Source organism: Hydrogenophaga borbori, from assembly GCF_003417535.1.
GTDB classification, from domain to species: domain Bacteria; phylum Pseudomonadota; class Gammaproteobacteria; order Burkholderiales; family Burkholderiaceae_C; genus Hydrogenophaga; species Hydrogenophaga borbori.
Genome location: NZ_QVLS01000003.1, coordinates 446,946 through 464,063, shown reverse-complemented (window position 1 = coordinate 464,063; position 17,118 = coordinate 446,946). Strand labels below are relative to the sequence as shown.

General features: G+C 70.2%; 14 protein-coding genes. 7 read left to right on the top strand and 7 right to left on the bottom strand.

Translation table 11 applies throughout. The features are described 5' to 3' along the window. Positions 1–14: 14 nt before the first annotated feature. Positions 15–305 carry a co-chaperone GroES gene (gene groES, locus DY262_RS07990; protein WP_070399180.1) on the bottom strand — a complete coding sequence of 97 codons (291 nt, stop codon included), beginning with the start codon at positions 303–305 and terminating at the stop codon, positions 15–17. A 170-nt stretch (positions 306–475) separates the two neighbouring features. Further along, a complete protein-coding gene (locus DY262_RS07985; RefSeq protein ID WP_181936444.1) occupies positions 476–2,023 on the bottom strand; it encodes a sensor histidine kinase in 1,548 nt (515 codons plus the stop codon). Between the two features lie 215 nt (positions 2,024–2,238). Between DY262_RS07985 and DY262_RS07980 the strand changes: the two genes are divergently transcribed. Next, positions 2,239–2,973 (top strand): Crp/Fnr family transcriptional regulator, encoded by a 735-nt coding sequence (locus DY262_RS07980; RefSeq protein WP_147326192.1) that lies wholly within the window; start codon positions 2,239–2,241, stop codon positions 2,971–2,973. Here DY262_RS07980 and DY262_RS07975 read toward each other — a convergent pair. The 4 genes from DY262_RS07975 to metK form a co-directional block, all read right to left on the bottom strand. Beyond that, positions 2,970–4,514, bottom strand: a complete 1,545-nt coding sequence (locus DY262_RS07975; protein WP_116958398.1) for a methyl-accepting chemotaxis protein — start codon at positions 4,512–4,514, stop codon at positions 2,970–2,972. The two genes, DY262_RS07980 and DY262_RS07975, sit on opposite strands and share 4 nt — an antisense overlap. Positions 4,515–4,664: 150 nt before the next feature. Next, entirely contained in the window at positions 4,665–5,429 is a 765-nt protein-coding gene (locus tag DY262_RS07970; protein ID WP_116958397.1) for an SDR family oxidoreductase, read from the bottom strand. Positions 5,430–5,470: 41 nt separating this feature from the next. Continuing rightward, positions 5,471–7,492 carry a PAS domain-containing sensor histidine kinase gene (locus tag DY262_RS07965; protein WP_116958396.1) on the bottom strand — a complete coding sequence of 674 codons (2,022 nt, stop codon included), beginning with the start codon at positions 7,490–7,492 and terminating at the stop codon, positions 5,471–5,473. A 221-nt stretch (positions 7,493–7,713) separates the two neighbouring features. After that, positions 7,714–8,898 (bottom strand): methionine adenosyltransferase, encoded by a 1,185-nt coding sequence (gene metK / locus DY262_RS07960; protein ID WP_116958395.1) that lies wholly within the window; start codon positions 8,896–8,898, stop codon positions 7,714–7,716. 161 nt (positions 8,899–9,059) lie between these two features. Here metK and DY262_RS07955 point away from each other — a divergent pair, with 161 nt between their 5' ends. Together DY262_RS07955 and DY262_RS07950 are read left to right on the top strand one after the other, a co-directional pair. After that, positions 9,060–9,878, top strand: a complete 819-nt coding sequence (locus DY262_RS07955; RefSeq protein ID WP_245980893.1) for a lysophospholipid acyltransferase family protein — start codon at positions 9,060–9,062, stop codon at positions 9,876–9,878. Continuing rightward, positions 9,878–10,807: an LpxL/LpxP family acyltransferase gene (locus DY262_RS07950; RefSeq protein WP_116958393.1), complete on the top strand. Its 930-nt coding sequence runs from the start codon at positions 9,878–9,880 to the stop codon at positions 10,805–10,807. Before DY262_RS07955 ends, DY262_RS07950 begins: the two co-directional genes overlap by 1 nt. 93 nt (positions 10,808–10,900) lie before the next feature. Here the strand turns inward: DY262_RS07950 and yihA are convergent, their stop codons facing one another. Next, on the bottom strand, positions 10,901–11,578 hold the full coding sequence (gene yihA / locus DY262_RS07945) for a ribosome biogenesis GTP-binding protein YihA/YsxC (RefSeq protein WP_116958392.1): 678 nt from the start codon (positions 11,576–11,578) through the stop codon (positions 10,901–10,903). 110 nt (positions 11,579–11,688) lie between these two features. On the opposite strand from yihA, the gene DY262_RS07940 reads away from it, so the two are divergent. The 4 genes from DY262_RS07940 (at position 11,689) to msrP (ending at position 17,114) form a co-directional block, all read left to right on the top strand. Next, complete coding sequence (locus tag DY262_RS07940) at positions 11,689–12,303, top strand: c-type cytochrome (RefSeq protein ID WP_070399172.1); 615 nt, start codon at positions 11,689–11,691, stop codon at positions 12,301–12,303. Between the two features lie 182 nt (positions 12,304–12,485). After that, positions 12,486–14,660 carry a cytochrome c biogenesis protein ResB gene (locus tag DY262_RS07935; RefSeq protein WP_116958391.1) on the top strand — a complete coding sequence of 725 codons (2,175 nt, stop codon included), beginning with the start codon at positions 12,486–12,488 and terminating at the stop codon, positions 14,658–14,660. A 4-nt stretch (positions 14,661–14,664) separates the two neighbouring features. After that, positions 14,665–16,032 (top strand): c-type cytochrome biogenesis protein CcsB, encoded by a 1,368-nt coding sequence (gene ccsB, locus DY262_RS07930; protein WP_070399170.1) that lies wholly within the window; start codon positions 14,665–14,667, stop codon positions 16,030–16,032. Positions 16,033–16,124: 92 nt separating this feature from the next. Beyond that, entirely contained in the window at positions 16,125–17,114 is a 990-nt protein-coding gene (gene msrP, locus DY262_RS07925; protein WP_116958390.1) for a protein-methionine-sulfoxide reductase catalytic subunit MsrP, read from the top strand. The last annotated feature ends 4 nt before the right edge of the window (positions 17,115–17,118 follow it).

Genomic DNA, 17,118 nt, shown 5'->3' with positions numbered 1-17,118 from the left:
AGGGGGGAGGGGAATTACTTCACGACGACCGCGAACAGGTCGTCTTCCTTCATGACGAGCAGCTCGTCGCCGTCGACCTTGACGGTCTGGCCGCTGTACTTGCCGAACAGCACGCGGTCGCCCACCTTGACGGTCAGGGCGCGGACTTTGCCGTCGTCACCGGTCTTGCCCGGGCCCACGGCCAGGACTTCGCCCTGATCGGGCTTCTCGGCAGCGGCGTCGGGGATGACGATGCCCGAGGCGGTCTTGGTTTCGCTGTCGACGCGCTTGACGACCACGCGGTCGCCGAGAGGCTGAAGTTTCATTGCATCTCCTGAATGGAAAAGAGGGCTAGGGGAAAAAGGGGGCCCCGGCTTGGAACCGGGGCACGGGCGCGGATGTTAGCACTCGGCGCCAGCGAGTGCTAATGATAAGGGCGGGCGTGACGGTTTCAAGAACCGTCCGCGCCGCCCGGGCGGTGGCCCCGGGGCCCGGTTCAGGGCGCGGCGGGCTTGGGCAGCCAGACGTGGAAGGTCGCGCCCTCGCCCGGCGCGGACGCGCCCCACAGCCGCCCGCCGTGGCTGTCGACGATCTGCTGGGTGAGCGCCAGGCCGATGCCGTCGCCCGCGATCTCGGGGTCTTCGCAGGCGCGGCCGAACATCTGCAGGATGCGCTCGTGCTGGCTGGGGTCGAAGCCGCGCCCGTTGTCCTGGATCCAGACGTCCCAGCCCGCGGCCTCCTCGCGGCAGCCGAAGGCGATGCGCGCGGGATCGCGCTGGGCGGAGTACTTCACGGCGTTGTCGATCAGGTTGACCCAGACCTCGTGGATCAGCACCGGGTCGGCCATCACCACGGGCAGGCTGTCCAGGCCGCTGAACTCGATGCGCCGCCCGGGGTGCGTGGCCAGGGCCTCCGCCACCAGCGGCTCGATGGTCTGGCGCAGGGCCAGGGGCTGCTTGTCCACCGCGTGGCGGCCCAGGCGCGAGAAGCGCAGCAGCGCCTCCACCAGGGTCTGCAGGTGGCGGCCGGCGGCGCGCACCTTCTCGCCGTACAGCCGGGCCTGCTCCAGGTCGCCGGCGTCCAGCATGCTCTGCAGGATCTCGGCGAAGCTCACCATGTGGCGGATCGGCTTCTTCAAGTCGTGCGAGATGGCGTGCGAGAAGTCGGTGAGCGTGCGGTTGGCCTCCTCGAGCTGGCGCGTGCGCTCGCCGACCACGCGGTTGAGGGTTTCGTTGGTGCGCTGGCGCTCCTCCAGCAGCTCGTAGTAGACGGTCACGTCCTGCACCGTCCAGGTGGCCGGCAGGCGGTAGCCCTCGCCGGTGAAGTCCGGGATGCCGCGGCAGCGCACCCAGCGCCGCTGGCCCTGGGCGCTGAGCAGCGGGAACTCCTCGTCGAAGGCCTCGCCGGTGCGCAGCGATTGCGCGAGCTTGTGGCGCAGGCCCTCGCGCCGCTCGGGCGGTACGGCCTCCATCAGTTCGGCGAAGTCGTGCGGGGCCTCGTCGGGCGCGCGGTCCAGCAGCTCGAAGACCTCGTGAGACCAACGCGTGCGCGCGCTCTCGTGGTCGTACTCCACGCGGCCCAGGCGCGCGAGCTTCTGCGCCGCATCCAGGTGGCGCTGCAGGCTGGCGTTGGCCAGCTCCAGGCGCTTGCGCTCGCTGATGTCGGTCTGGATCGAGAAGAAGGCCGCCACGTTGCCATGCCCGTCGTGGATGGGCTCGATGTTGAGCAGCACGGTGTAGGCCTGGCCGTCCCTGCGGTAGTTCACCAGTTCGACGCCCGACACCGCGCGCCCGCCCGACAGCGCCGTCTTGAGCTGCGCGGTGGCGCGCTGGCTGGTCAGCGGGCCGTGCAGGAACTCGCTGGCGCGCTTGCCCTGCACCTCGTCGAGTGGCCAGCCGGTGACGGCCGAGTAGGCGCGGTTGACCCAGCGGATGCGCTGATCGCGGTCGGTGATGACGACCATGTTGGCGCTGTGTTCGACGATGCGCTGCAGCACCTGCAGCCACGAACCGAGATTCTCAAAGCCGATGTCTGTTGCAAGCATGGCACCGTCCCCGCCGGGACGCCAGGTGGGCCCTCGCGGGCGGAAAACCGGCCGCGCCGCTGGCGCCAGGCCGGGTCGGCACGACCTTCCCCGGACCATCATGGCGCCAGCGGCGGTTTTCATGGGGGCGATCCCGCTGCCTTAGTGATCGAACGCACACCGGGGTGCCACAAAAGTCGTAGCGCGCGCGCCGGGCCGAGTCAACAATCGCGGCCATGCCTGCCCACGCCATGACCAAGGCTGCCGCGTCCGCCGGTGGCCGCTGCGACCTGTGCTCGACGCGCCAGCGCTGCATCGTCTCCAGCCTGCCGGCCGAGCGCATCGCCGCCTTGCAAGGTCAGATCGTCGAGCGCGCCGTGCCCCTGGGCGGACAGATCGAGGAGCAGGGCTTGCGCTCGCTCAGCGTGAAAGTGGTCAAGCTGGGCCTGTTCCAGGGCCTGCGGCGCGCGGCGCGCGGCGAGAAGCGGCCGGTCTGCCTGCTGGGCAAGGGCCAGGTGGCCGGGCTCAACAACCTGTACCGCCAGCCCGCCGCGCTCACGTTGGTGGCCATCACGCCGGCGCGGGTCTGCGAGATCCCGGTGCGGCTGGTCGATGAGATCGCCATGGGCGACCGGGGCTTTCGCCGCTGCCTGTTCCAGGCCCTGGCGCGCTACGTCGACAACCTGGCCGACTGGTCGCGCGTGCCGCGTGGCGGCAGCGTCACGGCCCAGCTCGGCGAGGCGCTGCGCCTCATCGCGCACGAGGAAGGCCGCGCGGCGTTCCGCATCCCCAGCCACACCGAGCTGGCGCGCATGCTGGGCACGCGGCGCGAGACCATCGCGCGGCACATCGGCTTGCTGATCGAGGGCGGGCAGTTCGTGAAGATCGACCGCTGGCATGGCCGCCTGCTCGGGATGGGTGGCCCCGAGGGGGCCGACACCCAGGCCGGTACCCAGGCCGGCACGGCCTAGGCGAACACGCCCACGGCCGCGTCCAGGCGGCTGGCCTCGCCGCGCAGACTGTGCGCGGCGGCCAGCAGCTCTTCCACCAGGGCGGCGTTGCGCGCGGTCACCTGATCGAGTTCGGCCATGGCCTGGCCGACCTCGGCCACGCGGCTGGCCTGGTGTGTGGCAGCGGCGCCCATCTCGTCGATCAGCGCATGGGCGTCGCTCACGCGCCCGCTGGTGCGCGAGATGGTTTCGCCCGCGGCGTCGACCTTGCGCACGCCCGCCTCCACCGTGTCGATGGCCTGCGCGATCAGGGCGCGGATCTCGTGTGCTGCATCGGCGCTGCGCTGGGCCAGGCCGCGCACCTCGGCGGCCACCACGGCGAAGCCGCGGCCCTGCTCGCCGGCGCGCGCGGCTTCCACGGCGGCGTTGAGCGCCAGGATGTTGGTCTGGAAGGCGATGGCGTCGATCACGCCGATGATCTCGCCCATGCGCTGGCTCGAGCGGGCGATGCCGTCCATGGTGCCGACCACGTCCTTGACCGCATGGCCGCCCGCCAGGGCGACCTCGGAGGCTTCGCGCACGCGCGCGGCGGCGAGCTGCGCGGCCCGCGTGTTGCGCTGGATGCTGCCCGACAGCTCGTCCATGGAGGCCGCCGTCTGCCGCAGCGAGGCCGCGGCCTGGTCGGTGCGGTGGTTGAGGTCGTCGTTGCCGGTGGCGATCTGCTGGCTGGCCGCGGCCACGCGCGCGGCGCGGATGCCGACGTCGTCGACCAGGGCCTTCATGTTCTGCGCCGCCTGGTTCAGCGAGCGCTGCAGCCGGCCGATGGCGTCCAGGCGCCGCGCCGTGTGGGGCGGTGGCATCTGGCCGCAAGACAGGGCCTGGGCGTACTCGCCCAGCTCGCGCAGCGGGCGCCCGAACTGCGCGCGGTACCAGGCCAGGCCCAGCGCCAGCGCGCTGGCCTGTGCGGCCAGCAGGACCAGCGCGCCCGCGCCGGCCGGGACACCGGCCAGCAGTGGCGCCCAGCCCGCGGCGGCGCACAGCGCCAGCGGCAGCGCGGCGCGCGCGCCGGTGCTCAGCGTGCGTTCCCAGTCCAGCCAGGCCAGCGGGCCGGTGCGCACCAGCAGGCCCTGGCGAAAGCCGCGGCCCGCGGCCCGGCCTTCGCGAAAGCGCGCGTACCAGTGCTCGGCCTCGTCGATCTCGGCGCGCGAGGGCGTGGTGCGCACCGAGAGGTAGCCGCTGAGCCGGCCGTCGCGGTGCAGCGGCGTGACGTTGGCGCGCACCCAGTAGTGGTCGCCGTCCTTGCGGCGGTTCTTCACCAGCGCCGACCAGGCCTGGCCGCGCCGCAGCGTGAGCCACATGTCCTCGAAGGCCTGCACCGGCATGTCGGGATGGCGCACCAGGTTGTGCGGCTGGCCCAGCAGCTCGTCGCGCGAGAAGCCGCTGACGGTGACGAAGGCCTCGTTGACGTAGGTGATGCGGCTGTCGGTGTCGGTGGTGGACAGCAGCGTCATCCGTTCGGCGAGCGGGTACTCGCGCTGCGACACGGGGAGATTCACACGCATGGCGGCTCCTTGAAAAGAAGGGAACTGTGCTGCGGAGAATCGGCCGCCGTCGAAAGGGGTGAAGGCCGGAAACGGGGGGTGGATGGCGCCGCGCGACGCCTTGGTGATCGAACGCGCGGCGCGCGTGGCGGGGCCGCCACGCGGCGGCGCTCAGAAGTGCGCGAGGTAGCCGCCGTCCACCGCCACCACCTGGCCGGTGACGTAGCTGGCGGCGTCGGAAGCCAGGAACACCGCGGCGGCGGCGATCTCCTCGGGCCGGCCCCAGCGGCCCACGGAGGTTCGCCGACGCAGCCAGTCGGCCACCTGCGCGTCGTCCACCATGGCCGCATTGGTCTCGGTGGCGAAGTAACCCGGGGCGATGGCATTGGCCGTGACGCCGTGCGGCCCCAGCTCGGCGGCCAGCGCGCGCGTCATGGCCTCCAGGCCGCCTTTGCTGGTGGTGTAGGCCGCGTCGCCGGCGCGCGCCAGGGGGCCGGCGATGGAGGTGATGTTGATCAGCCGCCCATGGCCTTGTCGCCGCATGGGCTCGGCGGCCTCGCGGCACAGGTGCCAGGCGGCCACCAGGTTGGACTCGAGCATGTCGCGCAGGGCCTGGGCGGGCAGGGCCTGCAGCGGTTCGCGGCGGCGCTGGCCGACGGCGTTGACCACGATGTCCAGGCGGCCGGATTCGGCCAGCACGCGCGCCACGGCGGCGCTGGCGGCCGCGTGATCGGACACGTCGAAGGGCAGGGCGCGGGCGTTCGGGCCGATGGCCGTGGCCGCCGCGCGCAAGGCGGCGGCATCGCGCCCGCCGAGCCACACGCGTGCGCCGTGCGCGGCCAGGGCGTCGGCAATGGCGCGGCCCAGGCCACGCGCGGCGCCGGTGACGAGGGCCGTGCGCGCGCCCAGGTCGAACAGGGAGGGGGAAGCGGGCATGGCCGGGGATTATCCCGGCCGCTGCCCGCGGGGGCTGGCGCTCAGGCCGCCAGCGCGGCCATGGCCGAGACGGTGAACGCCGGGGCGGGCTCGGCGCCGTCGAAGGGCAGGGTGAAGTAGAAGGTGCAGCCGCGGCCCGGCGCGGTCTCGCACCAGATGCGGCCGTCGTGGCGCTCGATGATGCGCTGCGTCAATGCCAGTCCGGTGCCGTTGCCCTCGAAATCCATCGAGTGGTGCTGGCGCTGGAACATCACGAACAGGTTGTGCGCCTTCTCCAGGTCGAAGCCGGCGCCGTTGTCGCTGACGTAGAACATGTGCCCGCCCACCGGGTTGACCTTGCAGCCCACCTCGATGCGCGCCTTGGGGTGCTTGCGCGTGTACTTCACCGCGTTGTCCAGCAGGTTGCCCCAGGCCTGGGCCAGCAGCATGGCGTCGCCGCGCACCATGGGCAGATCGGGGTCGATGACCCACTCGATCTGGCGCTGCGCGTTCTCCTGGCGCAGGTGCGCCACCACGCCGTGCAGCAGCGGGCTCAGCGGCACAGGCTGCGATTCGATGGCGACGCGGCCCAGGCGGGCGTACTCCAGCAGGCCCTCGATCATCTGGCTCATGCGCTTGGTCGACTTGCCGATGGACTGCAGGCACTGCTGCACCATGGGCTCCTCGGATTCGCCGAGCTGCTCGTTGAGCAGGCTGGTGAAGCTGCTGATGTGGCGCAGCGGCGCGCGCAGGTCGTGCGAGACCATGTGCGAGAAGACGTCGAGGTCCTTGTTGGCGGCCACCAGCTGGCGCGTGCGCTCGGCCACGCGCTTTTCCAGCTCGCGGTTGAGGTCGTTCATCACGTCCTCGAGGTTCTTGGCCGCGGTCATGTCGCGCGTGATGCACGAGAGGCCGCGCAGCTCGCCCTGCTGGTTGCGCAGCGCGGTGACCACGGTGTGGGCCCAGAAGCGCGAGCCGTCCGAGCGCAGTCGCCAGCCGCGCGACTCCCATTGGCCGTGCGACTTGGCCAGGCGCAGCACCTGGCCCGCGTCGACCTCGTCCTCGCCCGCGTTGTCGCTGCTCATCAGCGTGTCGAAGCGCTGGCCCAGGATTTGCGGGCGCGGGTGGCCGTGCAGGCGCTGCGCGCTTTCGGTCCATTCGGTGATGCGGCCGGCGTCGTCGATGAAGTAGATGCAGTAGTCCTGCAGCGCGTCGACCATCAGGCGGTAGCGCTGCTCGCTTTCGTAGAGCTCGGTGGTGCGCTCGCGCACGCGGTCCTCGAGGTCGCGGTTGGCGTGGAGCACCAGCTCCTCGGTGCGGCGGCGCTCGCTGATGTCGTGCAGCTCGATCAGCAGGCCCTTGACCTCTTCGCCCTGCTGGTCAGGGATGTAGTGGATCTCGAAGTAGCAGCGCTGGCCGGCGGCATCCAGGCGCTCGGCCTCGAAGCTCTGGCGCTCGCCGCTGAGGGCGGCGGCCACGCGCGGCAGGATTTCGGGCAGCAGATCGGGGCGCACCACCTCGCTCAGGTGCGAGCCCACCATCTGCTCGGGCCGCTTGCCATAGCGCGCCGCGTGCGCCAGGTTGGCGAAGCGGCAGATCAGGTCCTTGTCGTAGTAGGCCAGGCGCGCGGGGACGCGATCGATGACGCCGCGCAACAGCGCCTCGGCGGGCGAGGCGGCGGCCGCGGGCGCCACGGGTTCGGGCACGGGCATCACCAGGCTGCTGCTGTGCAGGAAATGGCCATCGGCGTCGCGCACGGCCGAGGAGCTGAGGCGGGCGCGGAACACGCTGCCGTCGGCGCGGCGCAGGCTCACGTCCAGCGTCTGTGGCTCGCCCGTCTGGCGCAGCAGGTCCAGGTGCAGGCGCGCCTGCTGCTGGCTGCCGTGGTCGGCCGGTTCGAACAGCCCCGACAGGGCCTGCGCGGGCGCGTCGGCATGGCCGAGCCAGCGCAGCAGGGTGCCATTGGCGCGCAGGCACTGCAGCTCGGCGTCCAGCGCGACGAGGCCGCACGGCGCCTGGTCGAACAGGCACTGGGCGCTGGCGCTGTCGCCGGCGGGGCCGGTGAGGGGCAGGTCGATCTCCATGGAGGCTCCGGTACGGTTGGCTCGGAAAAAAGGGGTCCTTGCCGGTGGATATCGGACGCCGAACGGAAAAATTCAGCCAGCCCGCCGAGCAATAGCGGGGTGTTTCCAGCGCATTTCCGCACGAAAAAGCCCCGCGGGCTCTCGCCGGCGGGGCTTCATGTGAGGCGTTTCGGCTTACTTCGGGCCGACGCTGTGGGGTTCTCGCTGCGCGATCGCCGCGCTCACTTGAGGCCGGCCGCTGCGCGCAGCGTGGCGGCCTTGTCGGTCTTCTCCCAGCTGAACTCCGGCTCCTCGCGGCCGAAGTGGCCGTACGCGGCGGTCTTGCCGTAGATGGGGCGCAGCAGATCCAGCATCTGGATGATGCCCTTGGGACGCAGGTCGAAGTGCTCCTGCACCAACTGGGCGATCTGCTCGTCGGGGATGACGCCGGTGCCTTCGGTGTAGACGGTCACGTTCATGGGGCGCGCCACGCCGATGGCGTAGGCGACCTGGATCTGGCACTGCTTGGCCAGGCCCGCGGCGACGATGTTCTTGGCCACGTAGCGCGCGGCGTAGGCGGCCGAGCGGTCCACCTTGGACGGGTCCTTGCCCGAGAACGCGCCACCGCCGTGCGGGCAGGCGCCACCGTAGGTGTCGACGATGATCTTGCGGCCGGTCAGGCCGCAATCGCCCTGCGGGCCGCCGATGACGAAGCGGCCCGTGGGGTTGATCAGGTACTTGGTGTCCTTGAGCCACTCCTTGGGCAGCACCGGCTTGATGATCTCCTCGATGATGGCTTCGTTGAAGCTGGCCTTCATCTTGGTGGGCGTCTCGCTCTGGTCGGGCGAATGCTGGGTGGACAGCACCACGGTGTCGATGCTGTGCGGCTTGCCGTCCACGTAGCGCATGGTCACCTGGCTCTTGGCGTCCGGGCGCAGGAAGGGCAGGCGGCCGTCCTTGCGCAGCTGCGCCTGGCGCTCGACCAGGCGGTGCGCGTAGTAGATGGGCGCGGGCATGAGCTCGGGCGTCTCGTCGCAGGCGTAGCCGAACATCAGGCCTTGGTCGCCGGCACCGATGTTGAGGTGGTCGTCGGAGGCGTGGTCCACGCCCTGGGCGATGTCGTTGGACTGCTTGTCGTAGGCCACGAGCACCGCGCAGCCCTTGTAGTCGATGCCGTATTCGGTGTTGTCGTAGCCGATGCGCTTGATGGTGTCGCGCGCGACCTGGATGTAGTCGACGTGCGCGTTGGTGGTGATCTCGCCGGCCAGCACCACCAGACCGGTGTTGGTCAGGGTCTCCGCGGCCACGCGGCTGCGCGGGTCCTGTTCGAAGATCGCGTCGAGGATGGCGTCGGAGATCTGGTCCGCCACCTTGTCGGGGTGGCCTTCGGACACGGATTCGGACGTGAAGAGGAAGTCGCTCGCCATTTAAACTCCTGAGGTTGTCGGATCGGCGTTTGCCGGTCTGTCAGAAGTCGGCGAACGCTTTAGCGGTATTTGTGAATCGCCCCGCAATCAGTTCATCAACTCGGCGATCCGGCCATTCTAATTCAGCCGGCCCCGCTGGCGTCCCCCACTTGGTCACGCTGATCCGTCTTTTGTTTGTTTTGGGCAGCCGCCTGCCCCTGCCCCTGTTGCACGGCGCGGGGGTGATCCTGGGCTGGCTGAGCTTCCTGTTGTCGCCGCGCTACCGGCGCCGGCTGCTGGCCAATGCCCGCCAGGCGGGCATGCCGCCGGGCGTGGCCTGGCGCTCGGTGGCCGAGGCCGGCAAGCTGGTCGCCGAACTGCCCCGGCTGTGGCTGGGCGCGCCAGCGCCGGTGCGCTGGGATGGCGCCGAGCACATCGAAGCCGCGTCGGCCGCGGGGCGCGGCCTGCTGTTCCTGACCCCCCACCTGGGCTGCTTCGAGATCACCGCCCAGGCCTACGCCGCGCGCTTCGGCGCCAGCCGGCCCATGACCGTGCTGTTCCGTCCCGCGCGGCAACCCTGGCTGCGCGCGCTGGTGGACCACTCGCGCGAGCGCCCCGGCCTGCGCACGGCGCCCACCACCCTGTCGGGGGTGCGCCAGCTGGTGCAGGCGCTGAAGTCGGGCGAGGCCGTGGGCCTGCTGCCGGACCAGGTGCCACCCAAGGGCCTGGGCACCTGGGCGCCGTTTTTCGGGCGCGAGGCCTACACCATGACCCTGTCGGCCCGGCTGGCGCGCTCGGGCGACACCCAGGTGCTGCTGAGCTGGGGCGAGCGCCTGCCCTGGGGCCAGGGCTACGTGGTGCATGTGCGGCCCTTGGCCGAGCCGCTGCCGGCCGACCCGCAGGCCGCGGCCGCCGCCGTCAACGCGGCCATGGAATCCCTGGTGCGAGAATCGCCCGCCCAGTACCTGTGGTCCTACGACCGCTACAAGCCACCGCGCTGATGCCGACTTCCTCCCCGTCCCCTGCGCCTGCCCCCGACGCCGGACCGCCGGCGCGGCTGAGCAACCGGCTGGGCCTGGGCCTCATGCGCCTGATGGCGCGCCTGCCGCTGCCCTGGGTGCGTGCGCTGGGCTGGGCGCTGGGCAGCGTGCTGCACGTGGTGGCCACGCGGCGGCGGCGCATCGCACGCACCAACTGGGCCGCCTGCTTCCCCGACCATTCCGAGGCCGAGCGCGACGCCGCCATCCGGCGCCATTTCGTGTTCTTCGCCCAGGCCTGGCTGGACCGCGGCTGGCTGTGGGAAGCCCCGGCCCACGTGGTCAAGCGCCGCCTGCTGCTGCGCGGCGACCTCGAGGCCCTGGAGGGCCAGGCGCCCACGGTGATCTTCGCGCCCCATTTCGTCGGCATGGACGCCGGCTGGACGGCGCTGACCGCGCACCTGTCGCGCCGCTTCTGCGGCCTGTACGCCGAGCAGCTCAACGCCGACGTGGACCGCTGGATGGCCGAGGGCCGCCAGCGTTTCGGCAACCCGCACGTGGTGGGCAAGCGCCAGGGCCTGCGCGCCCTGGCCACGGCCCTGCGCGAGGGCCTGCCGCTGTACCTGCTGCCCGACATGGACCATGGCGAGCGCGACGCGGTCTTCGTGCCCTTCTTCGGCGTGCCGGCGGCCACGCTCACCTCGCTGCCGCGTCTGGCGCGTCTGGGCGGCGCGCAGGTGGTGCCGGTGACGGCGCGGCTGGTGCCCGACGGCTACGAAGTCACGGTGCATTCACCCTGGGCCGACTACCCCACGGGCGACGTGACCGCCGACACCGCCGAGATGAACCGCCGGCTCGAGGGCTTCATCGCCGAGGCGCCCGAGCAGTACTACTGGGTGCACAAGCGGTTCAAGACGCGCCCGCCGGGCGCGCCCGCCTTCTATCTGATGTGAATCACCCGCGCCGCGCTGCGCGCGGCCCCCTCCCGGGGGCGGCGCCTGCGGCCCGGCAAGGCCGGTTCCGCGGTGTCTGTGGGGCCGGCCGCTTCACTCGTCGCTGACGGCTGGGCCGGCCGCCTCATGCGTCCAGCGCCACAGCAGCATGGCCACTTCGTCCAGGCCCTGTTTCTTCAGCGCGGAGAACAGCCGCGCCTCGCCGCCGGCCGACTGCAGCTTGGCGATCGACAAGGCCTTGTTGGCCTCGGTGCGCGTGAGCTTGTCGGCCTTGGTGAGCAGCAGCAGGAACTTCAGGCCCTGTTCCACGCGCGGGCGGATGGCCTCCAGCAGGGCCTCATCGAGTTCGGTCAGGCCCAGGCGCGGGTCCACCAGCAGCACCACCGCCACCAGGTTGGGGCGGGTGAGCAGGTAGTTGGCCATCACGCGCTGCCAGCGGATCTTGGCCTCGCGCGGCACGGCGGCGTAGCCGTAGCCGGGCAGGTCGGCCAGCACGGCGTCGGTGGCACCCTGCTTGCCCAGGGAGAACAGGTTGATGCTCTGCGTGCGCCCGGGCGTCTTGGAGGCGAAGGCCAGGCGCTTTTGCTGGGTGAGCGTGTTGATGGCGGTGGACTTGCCCGCGTTCGAGCGGCCGACGAAGGCGATCTCCGGCACCTCGAGGGCCGGCAGATGCTCCAGTTGGGGGGCGGTGGTCAGGAAGCGGGCGGTGTGCAGCCAGCCGTTCGCCAGTCGTGGGTCGCGGCCGGGGTCCGCAGTGAGGTCGTGGGTCATTGGGAGCCAGTTTGGGAGCGCATTGTAAAATCCGCGGGTTTTGTCCAGCCGAGCGCCCCGAACGGGGTCCAGGCGCCCCACGTATTCGTCGACCGCACCGACAGCCCGACATGAAATTGCATGCCTCCCTCCTGGTCGCTGCCGCGGCCGCCGCCCTGTCCCTGAGCGCGCACGCGCAGTCGGCCAAGCCCGACCTGGCCAAGGGCTCCGCCTCTTATGGCGCCGTGTGCGTGGCCTGCCACGCGGCGGACGGCAATTCCACCACGCCGGCCAACCCCAAGCTCGCGCAGCAGCACCCCGAGTACCTCATCAAGCAGCTGCAGGAATACAAGTCCGGCAAGCGCAAGAACGCCATCATGCAGGGCATGGCGGCCTCGCTGTCCGACGACGACATGCGCAACATCGCCTATTGGCTGGCCTCGCAGAAAGCCAAGGAAGGCTTTGCCTCCGATGCCGAACTGGTGAAGCTGGGCGAGCGCATCTACCGCGGCGGCCTGGCCGACCGCGGCATCGCCGCCTGCGCGGGCTGCCACAGCCCGAACGGCGCGGGCATTCCCTCGCAGTTCCCGCACATCGCCGGCCAGCACGCCGAATACACCGAAACGCAGCTGCGCCATTTCCGCGACGGTTCGCGCGCCAACAACCCGCAAATGGCTGGCGTGGCCGCCAAGATGACCGACCGAGAGATCAAGGCGGTCTCCGACTACATCGCCGGTCTGCGCTGAAGCGCGTGGCGCGGCCGCGGCCGCGCCCCTTCGGCCCACCCGGGATATAAGCACTAAGTGATGTTTGGGCCCACAATGCGGCCCCGTCGCTCGATGAATTGAACCGCCGGCCATGAAAGCCATCTGATAGGGCGCTGTCCGCACGGGACGCGCCTTTTTTTCTGCCCCCACGTATCTCTCCCATGACCGTCTCCACCCAAGGCCTGGAATTGCGCTCCGCCCCGCGGCGCCTGAGCGACTGGGTCGAGCTGCTGTCGTCGATGCGCTTTGCCGTGTCGCTGCTGACGGTGATCTGCATCGCCTCGGTCATCGGCACGGTGGTCAAGCAGAACGAGCCCTACAACAACTACGTCAACCAGTTCGGCCCCTTCTGGGCCGACGTGTTCGCGGCGGCCAACCTCTACACCGTCTACAGCGCCTGGTGGTTCCTGCTGATCCTGGCCTTTCTGGTGGTCAGCACCAGCCTGTGCATCGCGCGCAACACGCCCAAGATCCTCGCCGACCTCAAGGCCTACAAGGAAAACATCCGCGAGCAAAGCCTCAAGGCCTTCCCGCACAAGGCGCAGGGCGAGCTGGCCGAAGCGCCCGAGGCCGCCGCCAACCGCATGGGCCAGGCCCTGCTGGGTTCGGGCTGGAAGGTCAGGTTGCAGTCGCGCGAGACGCCCCAGGGCACTGGCTGGATGCTGGCTGCCAAGGCCGGCGCCGCGAACAAGTGGGGCTACATCGCGGCGCACAGCGCCATCGTGATGGTGTGCATCGGCGGCCTGCTCGACGGCGACCTGATGGTGCGCGCCCAGACCTGGTTCAACGGCAAGCAGGTCTACCAGGGCGGCGGCCTGATCGCCGACGTGCCCGAGCAGTACCGGCTGTCCACCGCCAACCCGACCTTTCGCGGCAACCTGCTGGTGACCGAGGGCACCGCGTCCAGCACCGCCATCCTCACGCAGCCCGGTGGCGTGCTGTTGCAGGAGCTGCCGTTCTCGGTGGAGCTCAAGAAGTTCATCGTCGAGTACTACGACACCGGCATGCCACGGCTGTTCGCCAGCGAGATCGTGATCCACGACCGCGACACCGGTGAACAGAAGAACGCCCGCGTGGAGGTGAACCACCCGGCCTTCCACCGCGGCGTGGCGATTTACCAATCCAGCTTCGACGACGGTGGTTCTCGTGTGAAGCTCAAGGCCGTGCCCATCAATGGTCCGGGCAAACCCTTCGAGGTCGAAGGCACCATCGGTGGCTCCACCGAACTGAGCAACGGCGACCAGAAGCTCTCGCTGGAGTTCACCAGCCTGCGCGTCATCAACGTGGAGAACTTCGCCGCCACCGGCAGCGGGGCCGACGTGCGCAAGGTCGACCTGCGCGAGTCCATCGAAAGCCGCCTGGGCGCCGCGCACAAGACCGTGACCGAGAAGACCCTGCGCAACGTGGGCCCCAGCGTGACCTACAAGCTGCGCGACGCGGCGGGCCAGGCGGTCGAGTACCACAACTACATGCTGCCGATGGAGCTCGACGGCCAGCGCGTGTACCTGTTGGGCCTGCGCGAAACACCGCAGGACAGCTTCCGCTACCTGCGTGTACCCGCCGACGAGAACGACAGCCTGGATGGCTTCGTGCGGCTGCGCGCCGCGCTGAGCGACCCGGCGCTGCGCGCCGAGGCCGTGCGCCGCTATGCCGCGCAGTCGGTGGAGCCGGGCCGCGCGGACCTGGAGCAGGCCCTGGTGGCCTCGGCCTCGCGCGCGCTGGCGCTGTTTTCGGGCGCGGAACGCGTCACGCCGGTGGCGGACGCGGGGGCGACGAATGGCCTGAACCGCGCGAGCGCGATGAAGGGCGCCGACGGCAGCGCGCCCCGCGAGGCGAGCGGCGGCCTGCAGGCCGTGGCCGCGTTCCTGCAGGCCAACGTGCCCGAGGCCGAGCGCGAGCGCGCCAGCGACGTGCTGGTGCGCATTCTCAACGGCACCCTGTTCGAGTTGCTGCAGCTCAGCCGCGAGAAGGCCGGGCTGGCGCCGCTGGCGCGCGACGAACCCGCCCAGCGCTTCATGACCCAGGCGGTGATCAGCCTGTCCGATACCTTCTTCTACCCGGCGCCCATGGCCTTCGAGCTGACCGACTTCACCCATGTGCAGGCCAGCGTCTTCCAGGTGGCCCGCGCCCCGGGCAAGACGGTCGTCTACCTGGGCTGCCTGTTGCTCATCATCGGCGTCTTTGCCATGCTCTACGTCCGCGAGCGTCGCCTGTGGGTTTGGCTGACGCCGAGCGGGCAGGGGGCGCAGGCCAGCATGGCCCTGTCCACCAACCGCAAGACGCTGGACGCCGACCGCGAGTTCGACCAGCTCAAGACCCAATTGCTTTCCAGGTGACCGCATGAACACCACCACCGCCACGCAAACCATCACGCTCAAGAAGTCCTCGGGCGGCGCCGAACTGGCCCCTGGCTATTTCGCCCGCCGCAACCGCTGGGACTGGCTGTTCGCCGCGTTCGTGCTGGCCGGCGCCGTGCTGGCCTTCCTGCGCTACGGCGGCGCCATGGACATCTACGAGAAGTGGATCCTCGCCGGCACCGTGCCCAGCATGGTCGCCCTGGGCTGGTTCTGGCGCCCGCTGCAGAAGCTGGCGGCGGTGGTCGCGGCCTTTGCCCTGCTGGCCATCTGGCTGTACCAGGCCCCGGGCGGCGGCGCCGACCTGGCGCGCGGCGATCAGGTCTTCCTGCTCAAGTACTTCATTTCCAGCCAGTCGGCCATCCTGTGGATGAGCGTGCTGTTCTTCATGAGCACCGCCTTCTACTGGCTGGGCATGTTCACGCGCGCGGGCGATGCCCTTGAAGCGCTGGGCTCGCGCCTGGCCTGGGTGGCGGTGGGCCTGGCGCTCATCGGCTCGCTGGTGCGCTGGTACGAAAGCCACCAGATCGGCCCGGGCATCGGCCACATCCCGGTGAGCAACCTGTACGAGGTCTTCGTGCTGTTCTGCTGGATGACGGCGGCTTTCTACCTCTACTACGAGCAGCAGTACGGCACGCGCCGCATGGGCGCCTTCGCCATGCTGATCGTGAGCGCGGCCGTGGGCTTTCTGCTCTGGTACACGGTGGTGCGCGAGGCGCACGAGATCCAGCCCCTGGTGCCCGCGCTGCAGAGCTGGTGGATGAAACTGCACGTGCCGGCCAACTTCATCGGCTACGGCACCTTCGCGATCGCGGCCATGCTGGCTTTCGCCTACCTCATCAAGCAAAGCGCCGGCGAGACCCGCTGGTACAAGCTGGCGCCGCTGTGGGTGCTGGGCGTGGTGCTGTGCTTCGAGCCGCTGGTGTTCCGCCAGGGCGCCACCGACAAGGGCGGCGTCTATTGGTTCATCTACTTCGGCGTGTCGGCCTTCATCGTGGGCGGCATCCTGTCGGTGCGCGGCCGCATCGCCGAACGCCTGCCTTCGTTCGAGGTGCTGGACGACGTGATGTACAAGGCCATCGCGGTCGGCTTCGCCTTCTTCACCATCGCCACCGTGCTGGGCGCCCTGTGGGCCGCCGAGGCCTGGGGTGGCTACTGGAGCTGGGACCCGAAGGAGACCTGGGCGCTGATCGTCTGGCTCAACTACGCGGCCTGGCTGCACATGCGGCTGATGAAAGGCCTGCGCGGCACCGTGGCCGCCTGGTGGGCGCTGGTGGGCCTGGCCATCACCACCTTCGCTTTCATCGGCGTCAACATGTTCCTCTCGGGTTTGCACAGCTACGGCACCCTCTGAGTCCGGAACCGCGTAAGGTTCCGGCGGATCACACGACAGACGGGTGGCGGGCGCGGCATTCCTCGCGTCCGCGCGCCACTGAGGACACGGCCATGATCATCCGAACCGACCGCGACGGTTTCGTCCATCCGCGCAGCAGCGAAATCACCCCGCGCCACGCCTACCTGGGGCGCCGCCAATGGCTGGCCGGCCTGGCCGCCGCGGGGGTGGCCTGGGCTTCGCGCGATGCCTGGGCCCAGGCGTCGCCGACGCGCCCTGGCAAGCTGGCCGCCTTGCCGGGCAAGATGTCCACGGTGCCCGGGGCCACCACGGTGGAAAAACCCACCAGCTACGAGGACGCCACCAGCTACAACAACTTCTACGAGTTCGGCACCGACAAGAGCGATCCGCTGCAGTACGCGGGCACGCTCAAGACCCGTCCCTGGACGGTGGAGGTCGAAGGCCTGGTGAACAAGCCCGGGCGCTTCGACCTCGACGCCCTGCTCAAGCTGGCGCCCATGGAAGAGCGCCTCTACCGCCTGCGTTGCGTTGAGGGCTGGTCGATGGTGCTGCCCTGGCAAGGCTATTCGCTGGCCGAGCTGATCAAGCGCGTGGAGCCGCAAGGCAGCGCGAAGTACGTGGAGTTCGTGACGCTGGCCGACAGGCAGCAGATGCCCGGCCTGCGCGCCAACGTGCTGGAATGGCCGTATGTGGAAGGCTTGCGCCTGGACGAGGCGCAGCACCCGCTCACGCTGCTGGCTTTCGGCCTGTACGGCGAGGTGCTGCCCAACCAGAACGGCGCGCCGGTGCGCCTGGTGGTGCCCTGGAAGTACGGCTTCAAAAGCGGCAAGTCCCTGGTGAAGATCCGCTTCGTCGAGAAAGAGCCGCGCACCTCCTGGAATCTGGCAGCGCCGCAGGAGTACGGCTTCTTCTCCAACGTGAATCCGCAGGTGGCGCACCCGCGCTGGAGCCAGGCGACCGAGCGGCGCATTGGCGAGGGCGGTGGCCTGTTCGCCAAGCGGCGCCCGACGCTGATGTTCAACGGCTACGAAGCGCAGGTGGGCCAGCTCTACGCCGGCATGGACCTGCGCAAGTTCTACTGAGGCC

What these genes read in the sequence shown, in the direction of transcription:
- groES (WP_070399180.1), bottom strand. Translation starts at nt 305, where the DNA reads ATGAAACTTCAGCCTCTCGGCGACCGCGTGGTCGTCAAGCGCGTCGAC.
- DY262_RS07985 (WP_181936444.1), bottom strand. Translation starts at nt 2,023, where the DNA reads ATGCTTGCAACAGACATCGGCTTTGAGAATCTCGGTTCGTGGCTGCAG.
- DY262_RS07980 (WP_147326192.1), top strand. Translation starts at nt 2,239, where the DNA reads ATGCCTGCCCACGCCATGACCAAGGCTGCCGCGTCCGCCGGTGGCCGC.
- DY262_RS07975 (WP_116958398.1), bottom strand. Translation starts at nt 4,514, where the DNA reads ATGCGTGTGAATCTCCCCGTGTCGCAGCGCGAGTACCCGCTCGCCGAA.
- DY262_RS07970 (WP_116958397.1), bottom strand. Translation starts at nt 5,429, where the DNA reads ATGCCCGCTTCCCCCTCCCTGTTCGACCTGGGCGCGCGCACGGCCCTC.
- DY262_RS07965 (WP_116958396.1), bottom strand. Translation starts at nt 7,492, where the DNA reads ATGGAGATCGACCTGCCCCTCACCGGCCCCGCCGGCGACAGCGCCAGC.
- metK (WP_116958395.1), bottom strand. Translation starts at nt 8,898, where the DNA reads ATGGCGAGCGACTTCCTCTTCACGTCCGAATCCGTGTCCGAAGGCCAC.
- DY262_RS07950 (WP_116958393.1), top strand. Translation starts at nt 9,878, where the DNA reads ATGCCGACTTCCTCCCCGTCCCCTGCGCCTGCCCCCGACGCCGGACCG.
- yihA (WP_116958392.1), bottom strand. Translation starts at nt 11,578, where the DNA reads ATGACCCACGACCTCACTGCGGACCCCGGCCGCGACCCACGACTGGCG.
- DY262_RS07940 (WP_070399172.1), top strand. Translation starts at nt 11,689, where the DNA reads ATGAAATTGCATGCCTCCCTCCTGGTCGCTGCCGCGGCCGCCGCCCTG.
- DY262_RS07935 (WP_116958391.1), top strand. Translation starts at nt 12,486, where the DNA reads ATGACCGTCTCCACCCAAGGCCTGGAATTGCGCTCCGCCCCGCGGCGC.
- ccsB (WP_070399170.1), top strand. Translation starts at nt 14,665, where the DNA reads ATGAACACCACCACCGCCACGCAAACCATCACGCTCAAGAAGTCCTCG.
- msrP (WP_116958390.1), top strand. Translation starts at nt 16,125, where the DNA reads ATGATCATCCGAACCGACCGCGACGGTTTCGTCCATCCGCGCAGCAGC.